Origin of the sequence: Bacillus sp. PS108 (genome assembly GCF_037963335.1) — a bacterium.
Taxonomy (GTDB): Bacteria; Bacillota; Bacilli; order Bacillales; family Bacillaceae; genus Bacillus; species Bacillus subtilis.
Genome location: NZ_CP150155.1, coordinates 3,162,867 through 3,187,754, shown reverse-complemented (window position 1 = coordinate 3,187,754; position 24,888 = coordinate 3,162,867). Strand labels below are relative to the sequence as shown.

Sequence of the window (24,888 nt, the reverse complement as noted above, 5' to 3'; positions counted from 1 at the left end):
GGGATACAACATGCTGAAAGGATTTACGCCTTGGCCTGATGAGTTAGCTGAGACCTATCGAAAGAACGGCTGCTGGGCCGGTGAGACGTTTGGAGATTTGTTAAGGGACCGGGCAGCCAAATATGGTGATCGCATTGCCATTACATGCGGAAACACCCATTGGAGCTATCGAGAGCTTGACACAAGGGCTGATCGCCTGGCTGCCGGATTTCAAAAGCTCGGCATTCAACAGATGGATCGTGTTGTGGTGCAGTTGCCAAATATCAAAGAGTTTTTTGAAGTCATTTTCGCGCTTTTCCGTCTGGGGGCGCTTCCAGTCTTCGCACTGCCTTCTCATCGAAGCAGTGAAATTACATATTTTTGCGAGTTTGCTGAAGCGGCTGCATATATCATTCCCGACGCTTATTCCGGTTTTGACTACCGTTCGCTTGCCAGACAGGTTCAAAGCAAGCTGCCGACTTTGAAAAACATCATTGTCGCAGGTGAGGCAGAGGAATTTTTGCCGCTCGAGGATTTGCATACAGAACCTGTAAAACTGCCTGAAGTCAAATCATCGGATGTGGCGTTCCTCCAGCTTTCTGGCGGGAGCACCGGGCTATCGAAATTGATTCCGAGGACCCACGATGACTACATATACAGCCTGAAGCGGAGTGTGGAGGTCTGCTGGCTCGACCACAGCACGGTGTACTTGGCCGCGCTGCCGATGGCACACAATTATCCGCTGAGCTCACCCGGCGTTCTCGGCGTATTATACGCTGGAGGAAGAGTGGTATTATCTCCTTCTCCAAGTCCAGATAACGCATTTCCTTTAATTGAACGGGAAAAGGTCACGATAACCGCTCTTGTTCCGCCTCTTGCGATGGTATGGATGGATGCGGCATCCTCACGCCGTGATGATTTATCCAGCCTTCAAGTGCTGCAGGTCGGCGGTGCCAAGTTTAGTGCTGAAGCCGCGCGCAGGGTAAAAGCTGTTTTCGGCTGCACGCTGCAGCAGGTGTTCGGAATGGCAGAGGGTCTCGTCAATTATACGAGATTGGATGATCCTGAGGAGATCATTGTCAACACCCAAGGAAAACCGATGTCCCCATATGATGAAGTGCGTGTTTGGGATGATCAGGATCGCGACGTAAAACCTGGTGAAACAGGCCATCTGCTGACGCGGGGACCGTATACAATTCGAGGTTACTATAAGGCAGAAGAGCATAACGCCGCTTCATTTACTGAGGACGGTTTTTACCGTACGGGTGATATCGTCAGGCTGACACGAGACGGCTATATTGTCGTTGAAGGCCGGGCGAAGGATCAAATTAACCGTGGAGGAGAAAAGGTTGCGGCTGAAGAGGTAGAAAATCATCTGCTGGCGCATCCGGCTGTCCATGATGCGGCAATGGTCTCCATGCCTGATCAATTTCTTGGCGAGAGATCTTGTGTGTTCATTATTCCCAGGGATGAAGCCCCAAAAGCCGCAGAGCTCAAAGCATTTTTGAGAGAGCGCGGACTGGCGGCATATAAAATCCCTGACCGAGTTGAATTTGTCGAATCCTTTCCGCAGACAGGGGTAGGAAAGGTAAGCAAAAAGGCTCTTCGTGAAGCCATTTCCGAGAAACTTCTTGCAGGGTCAAAAAAATAAATCAACAATTTGAGAGGAAGTGTTCATATGGCTATACCTGCCATTCAGCCGTATCAAATGCCGACAGCGTCTGATATGCCGCAAAACAAAGTATCATGGGTGCCTGATCCAAATCGGGCTGTTTTGTTAATACACGATATGCAAAACTATTTTGTCGATGCTTTCACAGCGGGAGCGTCTCCGGTAATAGAGCTTTCAGCGAATATACGAAAGCTGAAGAATCAATGTGTTCAGCTTGGGATTCCTGTTGTCTATACCGCACAGCCGGGAAGCCAAAATCCGGATGACCGTGCGCTGCTGACAGACTTTTGGGGCCCGGGATTAAACAGCGGTCCTTATGAGGAGAAAATTATAACCGAGCTGGCACCAGAGGATGATGATCTTGTGCTGACAAAATGGAGATACAGCGCGTTTAAGAGAACGAATCTGCTTGAAATGATGCGCAAAGAGGGACGCGATCAGCTGATCATTACAGGAATTTACGCCCATATCGGCTGTCTTGTTACAGCATGTGAAGCATTTATGGAGGATATTAAAGCCTTTTTTGTGGGAGATGCAGTTGCTGATTTTTCATTAGAAAAACATCAAATGGCGCTGGAATATGCGGCTGGACGCTGTGCGTTTACCGTGATGACTGACAGTCTTCTTGATCAGCTGCAAAATGCGCCGGCAGACGTTCAAAAAACGTCAGCAAACACTGGCAAAAAGAACGTGTTTACATGTGAGAATATCCGTAAACAAATTGCTGAGCTTCTACAAGAAACACCGGAAGACATCACAGATCAAGAGGATTTGCTCGATCGTGGTCTTGATTCGGTAAGGATCATGACATTGGTGGAACAATGGCGCCGTGAAGGGGCAGAGGTGACTTTCGTGGAATTGGCTGAACGCCCAACGATCGAAGAATGGCAGAATTTGCTCACAACCCGCAGCCAGCAAGTGCTGCCAAACGCGGATTATTTATAAAAGGAGGGTAAACAAACGGATGCCTGATACAAAAGATCTTCAATATTCTTTGACCGGGGCGCAAACTGGCATATGGTTTGCTCAACAGCTTGATCCGGACAATCCAATTTACAATACTGCGGAATATATAGAAATCAATGGCCCAATCAATATTGCTCTTTTTGAAGAAGCTTTGCGGCACGTGATCAAGGAAGCGGAATCGCTGCATGTCCGCTTCGGTGAAAATATGGACGGGCCTTGGCAGATGATAAACCCGTCTCCGGATGTACAGCTGCACGTCATTGACGTCAGCTCTGAGCCTGATCCGGAAAAAACAGCATTAAACTGGATGAAAGCTGATTTAGCAAAGCCGGTTGATTTAGGGTATGACCCTTTGTTCAATGAAGCTCTGTTTATTGCCGGGCCTGATCGTTTCTTTTGGTATCAGCGCATTCATCATATAGCGATCGACGGCTTTGGTTTTTCCCTGTTAGCCCAGCGCGTGGCAAGTACATATACTGCCCTTATAAAAGGACAAACAGCTAAAAGCCGTTCCTTTGGGTCTCTCCAGGCCATTTTGGAGGAGGATACAGATTATCGCGGATCAGAGCAGTATGAGAAGGATCGTCAATTCTGGCTGGACCGTTTTGCAGATGCACCTGAAGTTGTAAGCTTGGCTGATCGGGAGCCGAGAACATCTAACAGTTTTCTTCGTCATACGGCATATCTGCCTCCGTCTGATGTAAACGCGTTAAAAGAAGCGGCGCGCTATTTCTCAGGAAGCTGGCATGAAGTCATGATTGCGGTGTCAGCTGTTTATGTGCACCGTATGACCGGCTCTGAGGATGTTGTGCTTGGCCTGCCCATGATGGGTCGGATAGGGTCCGCGTCACTGAATGTACCGGCTATGGTGATGAACCTTCTCCCGCTCCGGCTGACGGTAAGCTCTTCGATGAGCTTTTCTGAACTGATTCAGCAAATTTCCCGGGAAATCCGCAGCATTCGGCGACATCATAAGTATCGCCATGAAGAGCTTCGGCGCGATCTGAAATTGATAGGAGAAAATCATAGATTATTTGGCCCTCAAATCAATCTTATGCCGTTTGATTACGGTCTCGACTTTGCCGGCGCCCGGGGCACAACGCATAATCTTTCAGCCGGTCCTGTTGATGATCTATCAATCAATGTATATGACAGAACAGACGGCAGCGGGCTGCGAATTGATGTTGATGCGAATCCCGAGGTATACAGTGAGTCTGATATTAAGCTTCATCAGCGGCGTATTTTGCAGCTGCTGCAAACGGCTTCTCCCGGAGAGGACATGCTGATTGGGCAAATGGAGCTTCTGTTGCCAGAGGAGAAAGAAAAAGTCATTTCTAAATGGAATGAGACGGCAAAATCTGAGAAGCTGGTCAGCCTTCAGGACATGTTCGAAAAGCAGGCAGTTCTTACGCCAGAACGTATCGCTCTCATGTGTGATGACATTCAAGTCAACTATCGAAAGCTCAATGAAGAGGCAAACCGCCTCGCGCGTCTGTTGATCGAAAAAGGGATTGGTCCGGAGCAATTTGTCGCTTTGGCGCTGCCGCGTTCCCCTGAGATGGTGGCCTCAATGCTTGGTGTGCTCAAGACTGGTGCGGCGTATCTCCCCCTTGATCCGGAGTTTCCAGCCGACCGCATTTCTTACATGCTGGAGGATGCGAAACCTTCATGCATCATAACGACTGAGGAAATAGCAGCCAGTCTGCCTGATAACCTGGCTGTACCGGAGCTTGTGCTTGATCAGGCTGTTACACAGGAGATTATAAAACGCTATTCGCCGGAAAATCCGGATGTATCGGTTTCTCTTGACCATCCCGCGTATATCATCTATACCTCAGGATCAACAGGAAGACCGAAGGGAGTCGTTGTGACACAGAAAAGCTTAAGCAATTTTCTGCTGTCCATGCAGGAGGCATTTTCTCTAGGAGAAGAAGACAGGCTGTTGGCTGTGACGACTGTCGCTTTTGATATTTCAGCATTGGAGTTATATCTTCCGCTGATTAGCGGAGCGCAAATTGTGATCGCAAAGAAAGAAACGATCCGTGAGCCGCAGGCATTAGCTCAAATGATTGAAAATTTCGATATTAACATCATGCAGGCGACACCGACACTGTGGCACGCTTTGGTAACGAGTGAACCTGAGAAACTTCGGGGGCTTAGAGTGCTTGTAGGAGGCGAGGCGCTGCCGAGCGGTCTTTTGCAGGCGCTTCAAGACCTTCATTGTTCAGTCACGAACTTATACGGTCCCACTGAAACAACGATTTGGTCTGCCGCAGCTTTTCTTGAAGAAGGGCTGAAGGGCGTTCCTCCGATTGGGAAACCGATTTGGAACACGCAGGTGTATGTGCTTGATAATGGATTGCAGCCGGTGCCGCCGGGCGTTGTAGGAGAGCTTTATATTGCAGGCACCGGCTTGGCCAGAGGTTATTTCCATCGCCCTGATTTAACGGCGGAGCGCTTCGTTGCAGATCCATACGGACCGCCGGGAACTCGGATGTATCGGACCGGAGACCAGGCCCGCTGGCGCGCCGATGGGTCTTTGGATTATATCGGGCGGGCGGATCATCAAATCAAAATTCGCGGATTCCGAATTGAACTTGGAGAAATTGATGCCGTGCTTGCCAATCACCCGCACATTGAACAGGCCGCGGTTGTCGTACGGGAAGATCAGCCGGGAGACAAACGATTGGCGGCTTATGTAGTCGCTGATGCTGCTATTGATACTGCAGAGCTTCGTCGTTATATGGGGGCCAGTCTTCCTGATTATATGGTACCGTCGGCGTTTGTGGAGATGGACGAGCTGCCGTTAACACCTAATGGCAAGCTTGACCGGAAAGCACTGCCGGCACCAGACTTCAGCACATCTGTCAGTGATCGGGCCCCGCGGACTCCTCAGGAAGAGATATTGTGTGACTTGTTTGCAGAGGTTCTCGGTTTGGCACGCGTCGGTATCGATGACAGTTTCTTCGAGCTTGGGGGCCATTCTCTTCTTGCAGCCCGTCTGATGAGCCGCATTCGCGAGGTAATGGGAGCCGAACTTGGTATCGCCAAGCTCTTTGACGAACCGACAGTAGCCGGACTCGCTGCCCATCTTGATTTGGCGCAGAGTGCACGTCCCGCTTTGCAGAGAGCTGAGCGGCCTGAAAAGATCCCGCTCTCATTTGCCCAGCGCCGGCTATGGTTCCTGCATTGTCTGGAAGGACCGAGTCCTACTTATAATATTCCGGTTGCTGTCCGTTTGTCAGGTGAGTTGGATCAAGGATTGCTGAAAGCGGCACTTTATGACCTCGTCCGCCGTCATGAAAGTCTTCGGACGATCTTCCCTGAATCACAGGGGACATCCTATCAGCATATTTTAGATGCCGATCGAGCCTGTCCCGAGTTACATGTTACTGAAATTGCTGAGAAGGAGCTTTCTGATCGGCTTGCCGAAGCTGTACGCTACAGCTTTGATCTTGCAGCTGAACCTGCTTTTCGTGCCGAGCTTTTTGTGATCGGTCCTGACGAGTACGTGCTGCTTCTTCTCGTCCATCATATTGTCGGGGACGGCTGGTCCTTAACACCGCTGACCAGAGACCTTGGGACAGCTTATGCGGCTCGCTGCCACGGACGATCTCCCGAATGGGCGCCTCTTGCTGTGCAGTATGCAGACTATGCGCTTTGGCAGCAAGAACTGCTTGGAAACGAGGATGATCCAAATAGCTTGATTGCCGGACAGCTTGCTTTCTGGAAAGAAACCTTGAAAAACCTGCCTGATCAGCTTGAACTGCCAACCGATTATTCACGTCCGGCTGAGCCGAGTCATGATGGAGATACGATTCATTTTCGTATTGAGCCCGAGTTTCACAAGCGATTGCAGGAGCTGGCTCGCGCAAATAGGGTGAGCCTGTTTATGGTGCTTCAATCCGGTCTCGCCGCTTTATTGACAAGGCTCGGGGCGGGCACTGATATTCCGATCGGCAGTCCGATCGCGGGACGGAATGATGATGCGCTGGGCGATCTTGTAGGGCTGTTCATTAATACATTGGTGCTCAGAACTGATACGTCCGGTGACCCAAGCTTTCGTGAGCTTCTAGACAGAGTACGGGAAGTGAATCTGGCCGCCTATGACAATCAGGATCTGCCGTTTGAGAGACTTGTAGAGGTGCTCAATCCGGCTCGTTCGCGTGCGACGCATCCTTTATTCCAAATCATGCTTGCGTTCCAAAACACACCGGACGCTGAACTGCATCTTCCTGATATGGAGAGCAGCCTGCGAATCAACAGTGTCGGTTCTGCTAAGTTTGATTTGACGCTGGAAATTAGTGAAGATCGCCTTGCTGACGGGACACCAAACGGAATGGAAGGACTGCTTGAATACAGCACTGATCTTTTCAAGCGGGAAACTGCTCAGGCTCTTGCTGACCGTTTGATGCGGCTGTTGGAGGCTGCCGAGTCTGATCCTGACGAGCAAATCGGAAATCTGGATATTCTTGCGCCAGAGGAACGCAGCAGCATGGTGACAGATTGGCAAAGTGTATCTGAAAAGATTCCGCACGCAAGTTTGCCAGAGCAGTTTGAGAAGCAGGCTGTTTTACGTCCTAAAGCTATTGCCGTTGTATATGAAGATCAGGCACTGAGCTATGCAGAGCTGAATGAAAGAGCAAACCGGCTTGCCCGAATGCTGATTAGTGAAGGTGTCGGGCCGGAGAAATTTGTGGCATTGGCACTGCCCCGATCGTTGGAAATGGCTGTCGGCCTATTGGCGGTGCTAAAAGCCGGGGCAGCTTATCTCCCTCTTGATCCGGATTATCCGGCTGATCGAATTGCTTTTATGCTAAAAGATGCACAGCCTGCATTTATCATGACGAACACTGAAGCTGCAAATCACATTCCGCCAGTTGAAAACGTGCCGAAAATTGTGCTGGATGAACCCGAGCTGGCAGAGAAACTAAACTCGTACACTGCAGAGAATCCGGATAATACGGATCGGATCCAGCCGCTTACGCCTTTGAATACGGCGTATGTCATTTATACATCCGGCTCAACTGGTGTTCCAAAAGGTGTGATGATTCCTCACCAAAACGTAACGCGTTTATTTGCAGCGACCGAGCACTGGTTCCGTTTCAGCTCAGACGATATCTGGACCATGTTCCATTCCTATGCGTTTGATTTTTCGGTGTGGGAGATCTGGGGTCCTCTGCTGCATGGCGGACGTCTTGTAATCGTGCCTCACCATGTCAGCAGATCGCCAGAAGCGTTTCTGCGCCTGCTTGTCAAAGAGGGTGTGACCGTTCTGAACCAGACACCGTCTGCTTTCTATCAGTTTATGCAGGCGGAACGGGAACAGCCGGATCTCGGACAGGCACTCAGTCTGCGCTATGTCATTTTTGGCGGAGAAGCGCTTGAACTCAGCCGTTTAGAGGATTGGTACAACCGCCACCCTGAAAATAGACCGCAGCTTATCAATATGTATGGTATTACAGAAACGACGGTGCATGTGAGCTATATCGAATTAGACCGAAGCATGGCAGCTTTACGGGCAAACAGCTTGATCGGCTGCGGCATTCCCGATCTTGGTGTATACGTGCTGGATGAACGCCTGCAGCCGGTTCCGCCGGGTGTTGCCGGAGAGCTGTATGTATCAGGAGCGGGGTTAGCACGAGGTTATCTAGGCCGGCCTGGTTTAACATCTGAACGCTTCATAGCTGATCCGTTCGGTCCTCCAGGCACCCGGATGTACCGCACTGGGGATGTGGCCCGCCTCCGCGCTGACGGTTCTCTGGACTATGTCGGCCGTGCAGACCATCAAGTGAAAATTCGGGGATTCCGGATTGAATTGGGAGAAATTGAAGCCGCGCTTGTTCAGCATCCGCAGCTTGAAGATGCGGCAGTGATCGTTCGTGAGGATCAGCCGGGAGATAAACGGTTGGCAGCTTATGTCATCCCTTCGGAAGAAACATTTGATACGGCGGAACTGCGCAGATATGCTGCGGAGAGACTACCGGATTACATGGTGCCTGCTGCCTTTGTGACGATGAAAGAATTACCGCTGACACCGAATGGAAAGCTTGATCGTAAAGCACTGCCCGCTCCGGATTTCGCAGCGGCAGTGACAGGACGAGGACCGAGAACGCCGCAGGAAGAAATTCTCTGTGACCTCTTTATGGAGGTGCTTCACTTGCCGCGTGTAGGCATTGATGACCGTTTCTTTGATTTAGGCGGACATTCCTTGCTTGCTGTACAGCTCATGAGCCGCATTCGTGAAGCGCTCGGCGTTGAACTCAGCATCGGCAACTTGTTCGAAGCACCTACTGTAGCCGGGCTCGCTGAAAGACTTGAAATGGGATCAAGCCAAAGCGCTCTTGACGTTCTGCTGCCGCTCCGAACAAGTGGAGACAAGCCTCCTTTATTCTGTGTTCATCCGGCAGGGGGGCTCAGCTGGTGTTATGCCGGTTTGATGACCAATATAGGAACAGATTATCCAATCTACGGCTTGCAGGCACGGGGAATCGGGCAGCGCGAGGAGCTTCCGAAAACACTTGATGACATGGCTACCGATTACATTAAACAAATCCGAACGGTCCAGCCAAAAGGCCCATACCATCTGCTGGGCTGGTCCCTGGGCGGGAATGTCGTTCAAGCGATGGCTACCCAGCTGCAAAATCAAGGAGAAGAAGTATCCCTGTTGGTGATGCTGGACGCCTATCCGAACCACTTCCTTCCTATAAAAGAGGCACCGGATGATGAGGAAGCGCTTATTGCCCTTCTGGCGTTAGGCGGGTACGATCCAGACAGCTTAGGGGACAAACCGCTAGATTTTGAAGCGGCGATTGAGATTCTTCGCCGGGACGGCAGTGCGCTTGCGAGCCTGGATGAAACGGTCATTTTAAATTTGAAGAATACGTATGTCAATTCTGTCGGCATTTTAGGTTCCTATAAGCCGAAAACCTTCCGTGGAAATGTTTTGTTTTTCAGATCAACAATCATACCTGATTGGTTTGACCCGATTGAACCTGACTCGTGGAAGCCTTATATTAACGGACAGATTGAACAAATCGACATCGACTGCCGTCATAAAGATTTATGTCAGCCGGAACCTCTGGCTCAAATCGGCAAGGTTCTCGCTGTCAAATTGGAAGAGTTGCATAAATAAGGGAGGAGAAATAGAATGGCAAATCCTTTTGAAAATGCGGATGGCACATATTTGGTGCTGGTCAATGAAGAAGGCCAATATTCCCTATGGCCCGGTTTTATAGATGTGCCGAGCGGCTGGACAGTCGTTCATGAGCAAAAAGGGCGTGAAGCTTGTTTGGACTATATCCAATCGCATTGGAGCGATATGAGGCCAAACAGCCTAAAGACTGTTGAAAATGTGTAATCGTATCAAAAAGAGACTGCTCGACGCAGTCTCTTTTTCTAATCTTACGCAGACGTTTGGGTATGATCACAATCTCTGACCGGGTTTCCGTTTTCATCCGTACACCAAGATTGGGATAAAAACGCTAAAAACACAGCGGCCCACTGATCTGCAAACTGAATCAGAATACCCCCGTCATGCCAAGAGCCGTTGTCTTTTTTCCAGCGGGTATCCATTGCATTCCCTTGATTCATATGGATATTGTGCATTCCGTTGGTCGGGGTAAAGCCGAATATTTTATCTGCAGCCTGTTCAGGTCCGAATTTTGAACCGAATATATAAACCGGCGCTTTCTCATCTTGTGCTTTCTTCATATAGGTTTCAATAAAATCATTTAAATCATTATCAGGTCCTGTGATTTCATGAGGCAAAGGCTTCATTTCCCGCGGGTCAAACAAATTGCCCCGCACATAATCCAGTGCCACTTCACGGTTTGCTTCATTGATCCTTGTATATCCATACGGCATGTTCGGAAGGATGGTAATTGAGCCCGAATCAAACTGATCGTCAGCCAAATACAATACTTCAGATTCCTCAGAACTGGACATCACATTGATGGCGCACCTGTAATACGTATTCTCTTCACCGAGCATTTTGACTTGGAAATGAGGACTGTCATCATCTGTTTCCCGCTTCATGTCTAAGACTATGCCTTTTAACACGCCATATTGCTGAACAGCCATATGAATCCTCCTTTATGATCAACTTCATAGTCATAATTCGTGAAATGGTCTCTTTTTTCCTTTTAAAAAATAAAAAAGCCTGCAGAAATCTTTCTGCAAGCTCATTGTGAATTAAGCACCCGCCACAGATGATTCATCCTGTAAAGCTTTCTCGGCAGGAACATACTCATAGCCTAGATCTCTTGCTACAGCTTCATAGGTCACGTGTCCGTTTGCGGTGTTTAAACCCGCTCTCAGTGCCGCATTGTCTGCGAGCGCTTTTACTGCCCCTTTGTTCGCGATTTGCAGCGCGTATGGAACAGTAACGTTAGTCAGGGCGATTGTTGATGTACGAGGGACTGCGCCTGGCATGTTCGCTACAGCATAATGCACAACCCCGTGTTTTTCATATGTTGGCTGATCATGTGTTGTGATATGGTCGACAGTTTCGACGATGCCGCCTTGGTCGATCGCTACATCAACAATGACTGAACCAGATTTCATTTGTTTTACCATTTCCTCAGTGACAAGAGTCGGAGCTTTAGCACCCGGAATTAATACCGCGCAAATGAGGAGATCCGCTTCCGCTACAGCATCAGCAATATTGACCGGATTAGAAATTAACGTTTTAATCTGATGGCCGAAGATGTCATCAAGCTGGCGCAAGCGGTCTGCGTTTAAGTCAATGATCGTCACATCTGCACCGAGTCCGACAGCCATTTTCGCCGCGTTTGTCCCGACAACGCCTCCTCCGATAATCGTTACTTTTCCGCGAGAAACGCCCGGCACCCCGGCAAGCAGAATGCCTTTTCCGCCTTTAGGCTTTTCTAAGAATTGAGCGCCGATTTGTGCTGCCATTCTGCCCGCAACCTCTGACATTGGCGTCAGAAGAGGCAATGTCCGGCCTTCACTGACCGTTTCATATGCGATGGCAGTTACTCCTTTATCCTTCAAGGCCTGTGCAAGCTCAGGCTCAGCTGCTAAATGAAGGTACGTAAACAGCACAAGTCCTTTGCGGAAATAAACATATTCTTCCGGCAGCGGTTCTTTTACCTTCATGACCATTTCGGCGTCCCAGACCTGTTTCGGATCAGCAATGATTTCCGCTCCTGCTGACTCATAGGCTTCATTTTCAAATCCGCTTCCAAGGCCCGCGCCTGTTTCAACCAGCACCCGGTGGCCGTTTGAAATGAGCTGAGAAACGCCCACGGGTGTTAATGCGACACGGTTTTCATTGTTTTTTATCTCTTTAGGAACCCCTATGATCATATCTGTCTCCTCCTGTATCTGTGATATTTTTAGTGTAGCTTGATATTTTGGAAAATTCTTTGTTTGATTAAGAAAATAAAAAAACATGGATTTGTGAAATTTCACAAATCCATGTGCCGAAGTTTGATATCTAAATAGATGGTGAATTTTTGATTCACATTTTTCAAATCAATTTCAGCGATCTGGCTGATCCGCTTAAGGCGGTAATTCAACGTATTAACGTGTATATTTAACAGCTTAGAAGCGGTATTCACGTTGCTGTCTGCTTCAATAAAGCGCTCTAGTGTTTCTACCATATTTGACTGGTGATCCCGGTCATATTGTTCCAGTTTGGAAAGCGAGTAATTATAATGGCCCGCCTGTTTACGTTTTTCATTTAAGACATCTAAGTATTGATAAATGCCTAACTCAGAAAAGCTGAAAAGATGTTTGGTCTCTTCAGCGAACCGTTCCTTCGTTTTTAAGACGGACAATGCTTCCTGATAGGAGCGGGAGACAAAAGAAATAGAGTTGTATATTCCGCCAAAAGCGATAGAAACGTCTTCTATTTTATACCGCTCCTTCAGCTGTTTTTGCGTACTTAAAGCAAACTGTTTTAAATCTTGAAAAGGATGATCTGTTTTGGGTGAGGTTAATATAATAAGTTCATTGGAATCTACGGTCGCCAGCAGCACGTAAACCTGCTGGGTCGTTTCCTGTAAATATTGCAGCTGCTGTTCGATTTTTTCAGTCAGCTCGCCATTTATGCGGATGATCATAACGGAAAACTCTGAAGGAGCGGCCATTCCAAGCTTATGGAACCCATCCGCCATATCATCCTCCTGATGGATGTGTCCGGTCAGCATTTTCCAGAAAAATTCTTGGCTGCGTTCTTCATTTTTCGTTTTTCTGATTTGAAGTTTGAGAAGCTTGTTTTTCACTGCTTTTGCTGCCATTTGCAATGTCAGCAGATCTTCATCGGACAATGTTTTTTGGATCTCAAGCGCCCATATGAAGCCAAGTACTTGCTTGTTTTTCCAAATCGAAATAGCGACGCGATTGCTCAACCCGACTTCATCAATTTGCTTGACTCTGATCGGCTGGTCCGTTTTTAAGAGAGCTGGAATTGTCCCATCTTTCCACAACTTGTTAATCACCTTCTCCGGTACCCTTCTGCCAATAATGGTAGACGTCCGGGCAGGGTCTGTGCAGTCGCTGTGTGTACTGTAGGCAAGCAGCTTGTGGTTAACATCCTCTATGGTGATCGGGCAACGCAGAACGTCGCTGATATGATCAGCCACATCTTCAAGTCTGTCAAAACTATATTTAAACGGATCATTCGGCATGGTCATAAATCTCCCTACTTTTCGTGCTTGATTTCTCTTTGACATCTCATCCCCTTCCTTTTATTATGATTGTTGTTGTTTGTGAAAATCAACAACAAAGAACAGAAGCAAAAAAACAATTTCATGAGAGAAACGTTCTATATACATTTGGCGGTGTAATCGCCTTTTTGCAGGACAGTTGTATGCCTCATATAATACGACAGCTTATCCTATTAATCTTCTAAGAAAGTCATCGGAGGCGAGACTAATTAAGGAAAGAAAAAACTGAACCTTTCAGAAATGGTGCTGTAGCATCAAATTTTCTGAAAGGTTTTTTTTGGGAGTTGGAGAGTTATTTGGGTCTTTTGGATTATTCGGAGAATGAAGAGGAGATTAAGAAAATAAACCTATTTACTTTACATTATATGTAATTTTTAAGTGATTCGGGGTAAACCATTGGACTCATTTTGTAAAATTAAAACATATTTGTTTGACTATGCCGAAAAACTGTTTTTATAATAATGACGTTCTAAAAATAAGTGAATTAGCCCATATTTAGGCTGATGGCACAGGAGGTAATGAGGAATATGGCAGGATTAATTCGTGTCACACCCGAAGAGCTAAGAGCGATGGCGAAGCAATACGGCGTTGAAAGCCAAGAAGTATTAAATCAGGTTGATCGTTTAAACCGAATGATCTCTGATTTGAAAAGCATGTGGGAAGGTGCTTCAAGCGAAGCGTTCGCAGATCAATACGAGCAGCTCAAACCTTCATTTATCAAAATGTCAGATTTGCTTCAAGATGTGAATCAGCAGCTTGATCAAACAGCAAATACACTTGAGTCTACTGACCAAGACATCGCAAATCAAATCCGCGGATAACAGTATGAAAGGGAAGGAGCGCCTGATTCAAAAGAAGACGGCGCTCTTTCTATGTAAGGGTGATCCTAAATGTATATTGATATTACAATAGATTTGAAACATTATAACGGCAGTGTCTTTGATCTCAGATTGTCAGATTACCACCCGGTGAAAAAAGTAATTGATATTGCTTGGCAGGCCCAAAGCGTATCTATGCCTCCGCGCGAAGGGCACTGGATCAGAGTGGTGAACAAGGATAAGGTGTTTTCCGGAGAATGCAAGCTGTCTGATTGCGGCATTACAAACGGAGACCGGCTTGAAATATTATGAAAGGATCTGGTTGAATGTCAGGTGAACAAAAATCATATTTAGAAAACCAATTAGAAGCTGTTGCCGAGAAAACAGATGCCGGCTATACATTTACCTTTCAACGGGAAAAAATAAAGCTTCTCGACGGTCTTGAAGCTAACGTGATCAAAGATATAAATCCATTTTTTCATAAAGAAATCGATGTGACGGATGATGAAGTAATCATCACAATCCAACCTCCCTCCTCCTATAAAGCATTCCGCTTCATGAAAGCTAAGGATAAAAAAAGTAAATGGCAGTTTGCCTATCAGCTTGTTCAAGCCGTACAGCAGCACAATCTGTCGAGGCTGAATTTGATTGTCGCTCCTGAAAACATTGTATTCGATAAAGGGCTTACGCCTTATTTTCTCCATTATGGAGTAAAAGAAAGCATTCCTCCTTACGAGCGTGATGAGGAAAGAGTATGGCAGGAGCTGAAAGCGGCAGCGGCTTTGGCAGTTGACGGCGCTTTTGCGTTTGAAGACTACCTGAAATTCAATGAAACGCTGACGTTCTCCGCAGAGGCAAAGGCGATATTAGATGCTGAATCCTATGATGATTTGCTCGAGCTGATTCAAACCCATATTGATGAGCTCGAAGCCAAAGCAAAAACATACATACATATCCCGAGAAAGAAGTGGAACATCCAGCGATATATCGGCCTGGGGCTCATTGTTTTGCTTGTACCGGCACTTATTTATTCGATGTACGCCTTATTTTTCGCGCAGCCAAAGCACCAGGCGATAGTGGACAGCAACCGTGCGTTCTTAAACAAGCAGTACAGTGAAGTCATCAGTACACTGTCCAAGTACGATGCGGAAAGCCTGCCTGAATCGGTGCAGTATCAGCTGGCGACGTCCTATGTTGAGGTCGAAAACCTGGGGAGTGCAAAAACCAAAAATATAGAAAATAACTTAGTCACCCTTCAATCAGACCCTCAGCATTTCTTGTATTGGATTGATTATGGTCGAGGAGAATACAAAGAAGCGATCAGTATCGGCCGTAAGCTTGAATACAATGATTATATTTACTTTGCCCTAGCTAAATATAAACAGCAGCTTTTATCTGAGGATACAAATGATGAAGACATACAAAAAGAACTTGACTCAGTAAATAGTGAGCTTGAAAAAGCCCAAAAAGAACGTCAAGAAAATAAACAGTCTAATTCTGAAACAACGTTAGTCGATACAAGCGAAGAACAGACACAAACAGACGAAGAAAAACAAGCAGAAGAGAAAGCGGCAGAAGAAAAAGCCGCAGCCGAGGAAAAAGCGAAAAAAGAAGAACAGAAGAAAAAAGAAGACGAGAAAAAAGAAACAGAAAAGAAAGATGAGAAAAAAGATGACAAATAACGTGAGACATGAAGCACGGGTCATCGCATGCTGCCATTCGGCCGTAAGGGGGTTCGCCATTTGAGTCTATTATGGGTTTTTTACCAAAATAACGTTCAAAAATTAAATCTGTCTAACCTCCCGTCGTCTCATCCGGTGACCATAGGGCCTGATGTGAAGGATTCTGTTACGATCAGCTCCATTCCATTTAATAGCGGAGTGATTTCTCTTAAAAGAAAGGAATCCGGCGGCCAATACGAAGTTTTCCTGGGAAATGATTGTCTCGGCACGATTGAGACGGATATATCATTTACTCTCCAAACGGATCAGCAGGATATACGCTTGATATTGACGGGCAGTGAACCTGAGAAATCCGTTTATTTTACGGGAAATCGGGATGAAATTGTATGTTCCTCAGAAAAAACGAATGCAGATATTTATCTGAATCCGCAAGATTTTGCATTTGCAGAACAAAGCACGTTTTCTTTGCTTCGTGCAGGCGGCAGCTGGTCGGTCCGCCCTGAAAGCGGAACGATATTCTTGAACGGAGAGAAAATCAACGCCAATACGCCGCTCAAGCCGGGGGATGAAATATTCTGGAACTTCACGCAAATGAGGGTGACGGAACAAGACCTTTTAGAAATTGTTCATTATGCCCAGTTTGAAACAGCGTTAACAGAAACGGTCAAACCGAGTACAGAGATGCAGAAAAAATATCCGCAGTACAGAAGAACGCCGCGGATGGTATACGATCTGCCGGATGACCGCGTTTCTTTCAGTTTTCCCTCTCAGGAGAGCGATCAAACCAACAGAGGGCTGTGGCTCGTCATCCTGCCTCCGCTTGTGATGCTGATCGTGATGGGCGTAGTTGCCATCATCCAGCCGCGCGGCATATTTATACTCGTTTCTTTGGCGATGTTTATGATGACTCTCATTACCTCGACAGTGCAATATTTCCGGGATAAAAACCAGCGGAAAAAACGCGAGGAAAAACGGGAGCGTGTATATAAGCTTTACTTAGACAATAAGCGGAAAGAGCTTCAGGCACTTGCTGAAAAGCAAAAGCAGGTTCTTGAATTTCACTTTCCTTCATTTGAACAAATGAAATACTTAACAAGTGAAATCAGTGACCGGATCTGGGAAAAATCACTTGAAAGCAAGGATTATCTCCAGCTGCGGCTTGGGACGGGAACAGTTCCGTCAAGCTATGAAATCAATATGAGCGGCGGAGACTTGGCGAATCGTGATATCGATGACCTCATGGAGAAGTCGCAGCACATGCAGCGCGTCTATAAGGACATCCGCAATGCGCCGGTGACGGTCGATTTGGCAGAAGGTCCGATGGGGCTTGTCGGTAAATCGCAAATTGTGAAAAATGAGATTCACCAGTTGATCGGACAGCTGTCGTTCTTTAACAGCTATCACGATTTGCGTTTTGTATTTATTTTTCATGAAGAAGAGTATAAAGACTGGGAGTGGATGAAGTGGCTTCCCCAATTTCAAATGCCCCATATTTATGCAAAAGGATTTATTTATAATGAGCAAACCCGAGATCAGCTCCTGTCTTCACTTTACGAATTGATCAGAGAGCGTGATCTCGAAGATGACAAAGAAAAACTGCAGTTCAAACCGCATTTTGTATTTGTCATCACGAATCAGCAGCTGATCTCTGAGCATGTCATTCTCGAATATTTAGAAGGACAGCATGAGCATCTGGGCATCTCGACAATTGTCGCGGCGGAAACAAAGGAAAGCTTGTCGGAAAACATTACAACTCTTGTCCGCTACATCAATGAGCATGAAGGCGACATTTTAATACAAAAGAAAAAAGCGGTAAGAATTCCGTTCCGTCTCGATCATCATCAGCGTGAGGACAACGAACGGTTTTCACGCACACTGCGGACGCTGAACCACCAGGTCGGCATTACGAATTCCATTCCGGAAACGGTATCGTTCCTGGAGCTTTTTCATGCGAAGGAAGTAAAAGAAATCGGCATTCAGCAAAGATGGCTGACAAGTGAATCGTCGAAGTCGCTGTCAGTGCCGATCGGCTATAAAGGGAAAGATGACATTGTGTATCTGAACCTTCACGAAAAAGCACACGGTCCGCACGGCTTGCTTGCGGGGACAACGGGATCAGGGAAAAGTGAATTTCTCCAGACCTACATCTTGTCACTTGCAGTGCATTTTCATCCGCATGAAGCGGCTTTCTTACTAATTGACTATAAAGGCGGAGGAATGGCGCAGCCGTTCCGCAACATTCCCCACCTCCTCGGCACGATCACAAATATTGAAGGAAGCAAAAACTTCAGTATGCGTGCGCTTGCTTCCATTAAAAGCGAGCTGAAAAAAAGGCAGCGTCTGTTTGACCAGTATCAAGTCAATCACATCAATGACTATACAAAGCTATACAAGCAAGGGAAAGCAGAAGTGGCGATGCCTCACTTGTTCTTAATCTCTGATGAGTTTGCCGAGCTGAAAAGCGAGGAGCCTGATTTTATCAGGGAGCTTGTCAGTGCCGCGCGTATCGGACGAAGCCTCGGCGTTCATTTGATTTTGGCGACACAGAAGCCAGGCGGCATCATCGACGACCAGATCTGGAGTAACTCGCGCTTTAAAGTAGCGCTCAAGGTCCAGGATGCCACCGACAGTAAAGAAATTTTGAAAAACAGCGATGCCGCAAACATTACCGTAACAGGCCGCGGCTATTTGCAGGTCGGAAACAATGAAGTGTATGAGCTGTTCCAATCTGCATGGAGCGGGGCGCCTTACTTAGAGGAAGTCTACGGTACTGAGGATGAAATCGCGATCGTCACAGATACGGGTCTGATCCCGCTTTCTGAGGTTGATACCGAAGATAACGCGAAAAAAGACGTTCAAACCGAAATCGAAGCTGTAGTTGACGAAATTGAACGCATCCAAGATGAAATGGGAATCGAGAAGCTGCCAAGCCCTTGGCTGCCGCCGCTTGCGGAACGTATTCCGCGCACTCTTTTCCCTTCAAACGAAAAAGACCATTTCCACTTTGCGTATGTCGATGAACCTGATCTGCAAAGACAGGCGCCAATTGCTTATAAGATGATGGAAGATGGAAATATCGGCATCTTCGGCTCTTCGGGCTACGGAAAATCGATTGCAGCCGCAACGTTCCTGATGAGTTTTGCGGACGTATACACACCTGAAGAGCTTCATGTCTATATCTTTGATTTCGGAAACGGAACGCTGCTGCCATTAGCGAAGCTCCCGCATACCGCGGATTACTTCCTGATGGACCAGTCAAGAAAAATTGAAAAGTTCATGATTCGAATCAAAGAAGAAATTGACCGACGTAAACGTCTGTTCAGGGAAAAAGAAATCAGCCACATCAAAATGTACAATGCGCTGAGCGAAGAAGAGCTTCCATTCATTTTTATCACCATTGACAACTTTGACATTGTCAAGGATGAGATGCATGAGCTTGAATCGGAATTTGTCCAGCTTTCCAGAGACGGACAAAGCTTGGGTATCTACTTTATGCTGACAGCAACGCGGGTGAATGCTGTCCGCCAGTCATTGTTAAATAACTTGAAAACAAAGGTTGTCCATTATCTCATGGATCAATCAGAAGGATATTCCATTTACGGCCGTCCGAAATTCAATCTTGAGCCGATTCCGGGACGCGTCATCATTCAAAAAGAAGAGCTTTATTTCGCGCAAATGTTCCTGCCTGTTGACGCCGATGATGATATCGGCATGTTCAACGAGCTGAAATCAGACGTACAGAAACTTCAAGGGCGATTTGCTTCAATGGAGCAGCCGGCACCGATTCCGATGCTGCCTGAGAGCTTGTCTACGAGAGAATTTTCTCTCCGCTTCAAGCTGGAACGCAAGCCTTTATCTGTACCGATCGGGCTTCATGAAGAAACAGTCAGCCCAGTCTATTTTGATTTAGGCAAGCATAAGCACTGCCTGATTTTAGGCCAGACTCAGCGCGGGAAAACAAACGTCTTAAAAGTCATGCTCGAACATCTGATTGATGATGAAACTGAAATGATCGGCCTGTTTGACTCGATTGACCGCGGCTTATCTCATTATGCGAAGGAATCAGATGTTTCATATTTGGAAACGAAAGAAGATATTGAGCAGTGGATTGAAACAGCAGAAGACATTTTCAAAACTAGAGAGGCCATGTATGTAGAAGCCGTCCGCCAAGGAGACGCACAAAATCTGCGATTCTCACAAGTCGTGCTGATGATTGACGGGATAACGAGATTCCAGCAGACGATTGATACGAGAATACAAGATCGTCTCGCTAACTTCATGAAATCATACGCTCATCTTGGGTTCAGCTTTATCCCGGGCGGAAACCACAGCGAATTCTCAAAAGGCTATGACTCCTTGACGACTGAGATGAAGCAAATCCGCCACGCGATTCTGCTGATGAAAAAGTCTGAGCAAAATGTCATTCCTCTCCCGTACCAAAGACAGGAGCCTGAGATTCAGCCGGGCTTCGGATATGTTGTGGAAAACGGGAAGGAGCAAAAAGTTCAAATTCCTTTATGTTCTGCTGAAAGGGAGAGTGCTAGATGACAGAACAACGAAAAAGCTTGATCAAGTTAATATCCGCCGTCATCATCATTTTGCTGCTGCCGGTTTTGTTTTTCCGATTTATCGGAGACGATCCGACGAAAAAAGCAGTCAATTCCACCCGGCAAATCGCGGTGGTGAATGAAGACACAGGCGTATTGAGTGATGAGGTAAAGTCTGATGAAGAGGACAAATCCGCCCAGTTCGGCAAGGAAGTAGCGGCCGTTCTGGGTGAACGTCCTGATTATTCGTGGACGGTCGTAAACCGAAGCGCGGCCGAGACCGGTCTCGCTTCAAAGAAATATGATGCGATCGTCTACATTCCCTCAGACTTCTCAAAAAACATTTTGAGCTATGACAAAGACCATCCTCAAAAAGCAACGCTCGAATTCAGCATTCAAGATAACCTGAATGCGGTTAACAAAGAAAAAGTTCAGCGGGAGCTTGAGGATGCCCAAAAGACAATGAACAAAAAAATGTCGGCCTTATACTGGAACTTTGTTTCGCAAAAAGTGGACAACATCAGAGGAGAATTTGACAAGATCGTCAATAAAGAATCTGAATTCCAGAATGTCATGTACAACTTTTACAAACCAAGCTCTAATGATTTAGCAGGTGAAATCAAACAGCAAAAAGACTTAATCGATGAGCTGAAGAAATCAATGAATGAAGCGCAAGGCACGACAAAAGAAAAAGCTTCTACGGCGGAGGAAGCCAAAAACACGCTGAAAGAATTCATTGATACAGTTGAAAGGTACAAAGAATATCAAGAGAATCAGAAAAAGCTGCTTTTGGCAGCCCAGGATTCAACACAGCAGCAAATCCGGACAGGTCTGGATGCCATCCAGGCACAGCAAAAGGCGAATCAGTTCAGCGAACGCATGAGCGGATTGGCAACCGGGATCGGCCAAGCGAAGACACAGCTCGGACAAACCAGCAATGTGCTGGCAAACGCCCAGCAAATTAGGGAAGGGCAAGTGTCCCAGCAGGAACTTGGCATGGCAAAAATCCAAAGTAATTTAATCGAACAATATCAGGCCGCATCAAGACAAACAGCATTAAAACAATTGTATGTTGAGCTTATTGAATCTCGTAAGGAACTCACTGTTGAGATAGGGAATCCAAACCCAGGGAAAGATGATGGCTCTGACAATGATGATAAAGATAAAGATAAAGATAAAGACCCTAAAGAAGAAGATCCTGAAGAACTCAAAATTGATCTTGAAAAACAGCGTGAAGAACTGAAAAATATAGCTGCTGATGTTCAGGATATTTCAGACAATCTGAAGGAGCCTGAAAAAGAGGACACTACTCCAGATCCGGATACAAATTCCGGAAATAATGATGGAGACGGGACGATTCCAAATGATCAAAATGATAATTCTGGAGAAGACAATAACAGCAGTGATACCGGTAATGACGGACAAACGGGCGGCAGTACTCAGGATCAAGACCAGCAGAAGGGAACAGACGGTCAGGAGCAGAACGGCGATGCCTCTGATGGTGCGTCCGACAGCGGACAAACCGAAACGGGCACATCTGCCGAACAGACTGCTTCATCTGACTCAGCCCTTCAATTTATCAAGCTGGCAAATGAAGACGGTACAGGAGATTCAGGAGATACCGGCAGCGGCGGAGATACGACGGAGCCTGGGGACCAAGATCAACCAGGAAACGGCGACATTTCTGATATCGCCAAAGCAAAGGAACAGCTCAGCAAAGCGTCTGAGCGAATCAAGCAAATTGAAGAAGAGCTCAAAGAAAAAGAAGCTGCCCATAATGAAGAGCTAGATAAGAAATTAAAAGAATTGCAAGAGAAAATAGGCAACCTAGATGATGAAATTGTTAAATTGAAGAAACAAGTAATTGATTTAGAAGATCAGTTAAAAGATATGCATGGACAGGTGTATAATAGTGGCATTTATAAAATGATTCGGGAGCTAGAAAATAAAGACCAGCTACAATATCAAAAAGAATTTCAAGGGGAAATAAATACAGAGAACATTAACGACTTAATGAAATACTATAAATATCTATCTGTTTATGATTCTGTATTATCCGGTACGATTGACAGTGCTGCAAAAGCCGGCGCTATTGACGGCCAGCAGGGCAACGTCAAATCAGTCCTGGCTCTCACACCTGAAGAATCAGCCAGCTGGGAAGCTCTCAAAAACAACACGATGCAAACAGATGAGGATATTAACAGCTTCATCGACGGAATGACCAAGTTTGCGGACGACTACAGCGGCTTTATCCGTGACTCTCAAGCAGGTGTTCTCGACGAACTGACGAAAATCTCTGAAAGTGCCGCAAAAGCGTCAGAACAGCTTGTAACGGGCGCAACACAGGAATCTGCGACGTTCAGCAACGATGGGCTGTCTGGCACCATGGCACTGAGTGTCCAAGATACGGTCGGCCAGGAAGTGCTGCAAATGTCAGACATGATGGGTTCATTGTCTGATCGCCAGTCAGGCATCATTGATTACACAACCAACATGCAGCAAAGCGTCAATGATGTTCAAGCGAAAGCCGACACCTTAAACAACAACTGGGGGAAAAATGTAGCCTCCACGAAACTCGTGCGAAATGACGTATACGGCATACTCGGAAATACATTAGTAGACGGGCAAAACAATGGCTATGTATATGATTACTTAGCGAATCCGCTTAAAATCAGCGGAGAGGTTCCGGAAGAAAAAATTCAGACGGTACCTCCGGTTGTCATCCTTGTCATTGTGTTGATCAGCAGTCTGTTAATCGGCTATTTCAGCTCGTATTACCAAAACGCACCGCTTCTCGTCAAAGGAGCGTTATTCGGAATTCTGAATATCCTTGTCGGACTTATGATCAGCTTGTTCGGCTTGAATATTTATTCATTGCCGGACGATCAGACGATTAAGTGGTCGGTGTTTACGATTCTATTGCTGGTCGCAAGCTCTGCCTTCATCCGGACGGCATTCAGATTCGGATCAATCCCTGGCTGGGTTGCTTCAGCGGCAATGATTCTATTCTATGTCGCACCGCTTATTGATTTGATCATGCCGAACTTTACATTTGAAGATCCGGTTTCGAAAGTATATATCGACATCCAGTACGGTACTGGGCACTTGTTTACAATGGGAATAACAGTTCTGCTGATCATTACGGTGATTGCCGCGGCTCTGCCGCTGATTATCCGGCTGATGGCTGAACACACAGCAGAAAGCGATGAAACGTATGAAGCGTGATCGCAGCATGGAAAAGGGGATCATGATTTGTATGCTCTCCTTTTCCCTTTTCATACCCTCTGCAGCGGCTGCCCAAACTGAAGAAAATACAGATGTCGCGCCAAACCAGTATGAGAAAAAAGACATCGAAATCGATACGAATTATTTGCATGAAGATACCTACTATGAAGAAAAAACAGAACTGCCTGAGGAACAAAAGGATATCACTTTTGATAAACCGAAGGACAAGGACGCCGAGCTGATAAAAGATTTGTTTACATCAACAAATGCCGAGGATTCCAACACGATTGCGGCCCAGTCGAAACAGCTTGGAATTACATTTGCAGAAAAACCAATAACAAAGACATCATCAACGGAAACAGAAGATGAACAAGAAACATCATCATTGCTGCTGCCGATGATCTATGTCGTACTGATCCTGCTCGGAATTGCAGGCATCGTGTTCCTCATCCCAAAAGTCACAGCGCAGGAAAACAAGAAGGCGTAGGCCGCGTGCTTGTGTTGTGTAAAAGCAGTGCCGTACAATAATAACGGAAAAGGAGGTTTCCAATGGAACTTTATATCATCACCGGAGCGTCAAAAGGGCTGGGTCAAGCCGTTGCATTACAGGCTTTAGAAAAGGGGCATGAAGTCCATGCCTTATCCAGAACGAAAACAGATGTCTCTCATGAAAAACTAACGCAGCATCAAATAGACCTCATCAATCTTGAAGAAGCTGAACAGCAATTTGAAACATTGCTCTCATCCATCGATCCAGATCGTTATTCTGGTATTACCCTTATCAATAACGCCGGAATGGTAACGCCGATCAAACGTGCCGGCGAAGCGTCTCTTGACGAGCTTCAGCGCCATTATCAGCTGAACCTGACTGCGCCCGTGCTTTTGAGTCAGCTGTTTACAAAACGGTTTGCTTCATACAGCGGCAAAAAGACGGTTGTCAACATTACTTCAGGAGCCGCCAAAAATCCATATAAGGGATGGAGCGCGTATTGCAGTTCAAAAGCCGGGCTCGACATGTTTACGAGGACATTCGGATTTGAACAGGAGGATGAAGAGCTGCCGGTGAACATGATTTCGTTCTCACCTGGAGTGATGGACACTGAGATGCAGGCCGTCATCCGTTCTTCATCGAAAAAGGATTTCCACCACATTGAACGATTCCGGAAATTAAATGAAACAGGAAGCCTTCGCAGTCCGGACTTTATTGCCGGCACGCTGCTTTCTTTACTAGAAAAAGGGACGGAAAACGGCCGCATTTATGATATTAAAGAGTTTTTGTAGAGCAGATATTTTCTGCTCTTTTTT

General features: G+C 46.5%; 14 protein-coding genes. 11 read left to right on the top strand and 3 right to left on the bottom strand.

The window, feature by feature from the left end:
* Positions 1-10 precede the first annotated feature (10 nt).
* From NSQ16_RS16595 to NSQ16_RS16580, 4 genes are read left to right on the top strand one after another with little or no spacing between them, the layout of a single operon-like run.
* Positions 11-1,630: a (2,3-dihydroxybenzoyl)adenylate synthase gene (locus NSQ16_RS16595; RefSeq protein WP_327837301.1), complete on the top strand. Its 1,620-nt coding sequence runs from the start codon at positions 11-13 to the stop codon at positions 1,628-1,630.
* Between the two features lie 27 nt (positions 1,631-1,657).
* Positions 1,658-2,596 carry an isochorismatase gene (locus NSQ16_RS16590; RefSeq protein WP_327837300.1) on the top strand — a complete coding sequence of 313 codons (939 nt, stop codon included), beginning with the start codon at positions 1,658-1,660 and terminating at the stop codon, positions 2,594-2,596.
* Between the two features lie 19 nt (positions 2,597-2,615).
* A complete protein-coding gene (dhbF, locus tag NSQ16_RS16585) occupies positions 2,616-9,752 on the top strand; it encodes a non-ribosomal peptide synthetase DhbF (protein ID WP_339232330.1) in 7,137 nt (2,378 codons plus the stop codon).
* 15 nt (positions 9,753-9,767) lie between these two features.
* Complete coding sequence (locus NSQ16_RS16580; RefSeq protein WP_003243183.1) at positions 9,768-9,977, top strand: MbtH family protein; 210 nt, start codon at positions 9,768-9,770, stop codon at positions 9,975-9,977.
* A gap of 44 nt (positions 9,978-10,021) precedes the next feature.
* Here NSQ16_RS16580 and NSQ16_RS16575 read toward each other — a convergent pair whose 3' ends face one another.
* From NSQ16_RS16575 to adeR, 3 genes are all read right to left on the bottom strand, one after another.
* Positions 10,022-10,699 carry a YukJ family protein gene (locus NSQ16_RS16575; RefSeq protein ID WP_003228755.1) on the bottom strand — a complete coding sequence of 226 codons (678 nt, stop codon included), beginning with the start codon at positions 10,697-10,699 and terminating at the stop codon, positions 10,022-10,024.
* Between the two features lie 111 nt (positions 10,700-10,810).
* On the bottom strand, positions 10,811-11,947 hold the full coding sequence (gene ald / locus NSQ16_RS16570; RefSeq protein WP_327837297.1) for an alanine dehydrogenase: 1,137 nt from the start codon (positions 11,945-11,947) through the stop codon (positions 10,811-10,813).
* A gap of 101 nt (positions 11,948-12,048) precedes the next feature.
* Positions 12,049-13,317, bottom strand: coding sequence for a sporulation transcriptional activator AdeR (gene adeR, locus NSQ16_RS16565; RefSeq protein ID WP_010886604.1), 1,269 nt, complete (start codon positions 13,315-13,317; stop codon positions 12,049-12,051).
* A 521-nt stretch (positions 13,318-13,838) separates the two neighbouring features.
* Between adeR and NSQ16_RS16560 the strand changes: the two genes are divergently transcribed.
* The 7 genes from NSQ16_RS16560 to NSQ16_RS16530 all read left to right on the top strand — a co-directional run bounded on the left by NSQ16_RS16560 (position 13,839) and on the right by NSQ16_RS16530 (position 24,864).
* Entirely contained in the window at positions 13,839-14,132 is a 294-nt protein-coding gene (locus tag NSQ16_RS16560; RefSeq protein ID WP_003220661.1) for a WXG100 family type VII secretion target, read from the top strand.
* A 69-nt stretch (positions 14,133-14,201) separates the two neighbouring features.
* Complete coding sequence (yukD, locus tag NSQ16_RS16555; RefSeq protein ID WP_003228763.1) at positions 14,202-14,441, top strand: ESX secretion system protein YukD; 240 nt, start codon at positions 14,202-14,204, stop codon at positions 14,439-14,441.
* Positions 14,442-14,455: 14 nt separating this feature from the next.
* Positions 14,456-15,811: a type VII secretion protein EssB gene (essB, locus tag NSQ16_RS16550; RefSeq protein ID WP_339232327.1), complete on the top strand. Its 1,356-nt coding sequence runs from the start codon at positions 14,456-14,458 to the stop codon at positions 15,809-15,811.
* Positions 15,812-15,871: 60 nt separating this feature from the next.
* A complete protein-coding gene (essC, locus tag NSQ16_RS16545; RefSeq protein WP_327837293.1) occupies positions 15,872-20,359 on the top strand; it encodes a type VII secretion protein EssC in 4,488 nt (1,495 codons plus the stop codon).
* On the top strand, positions 20,356-23,583 hold the full coding sequence (gene esaA, locus NSQ16_RS16540) for a type VII secretion protein EsaA (RefSeq protein WP_327837290.1): 3,228 nt from the start codon (positions 20,356-20,358) through the stop codon (positions 23,581-23,583). Before essC ends, esaA begins: the two co-directional genes overlap by 4 nt.
* Before the next feature lie 31 nt (positions 23,584-23,614).
* Positions 23,615-24,070, top strand: a complete 456-nt coding sequence (gene essA / locus NSQ16_RS16535) for a type VII secretion protein EssA (protein WP_015251327.1) — start codon at positions 23,615-23,617, stop codon at positions 24,068-24,070.
* A 62-nt stretch (positions 24,071-24,132) separates the two neighbouring features.
* On the top strand, positions 24,133-24,864 hold the full coding sequence (locus tag NSQ16_RS16530) for a (S)-benzoin forming benzil reductase (protein ID WP_122894659.1): 732 nt from the start codon (positions 24,133-24,135) through the stop codon (positions 24,862-24,864).
* The last annotated feature ends 24 nt before the right edge of the window (positions 24,865-24,888 follow it).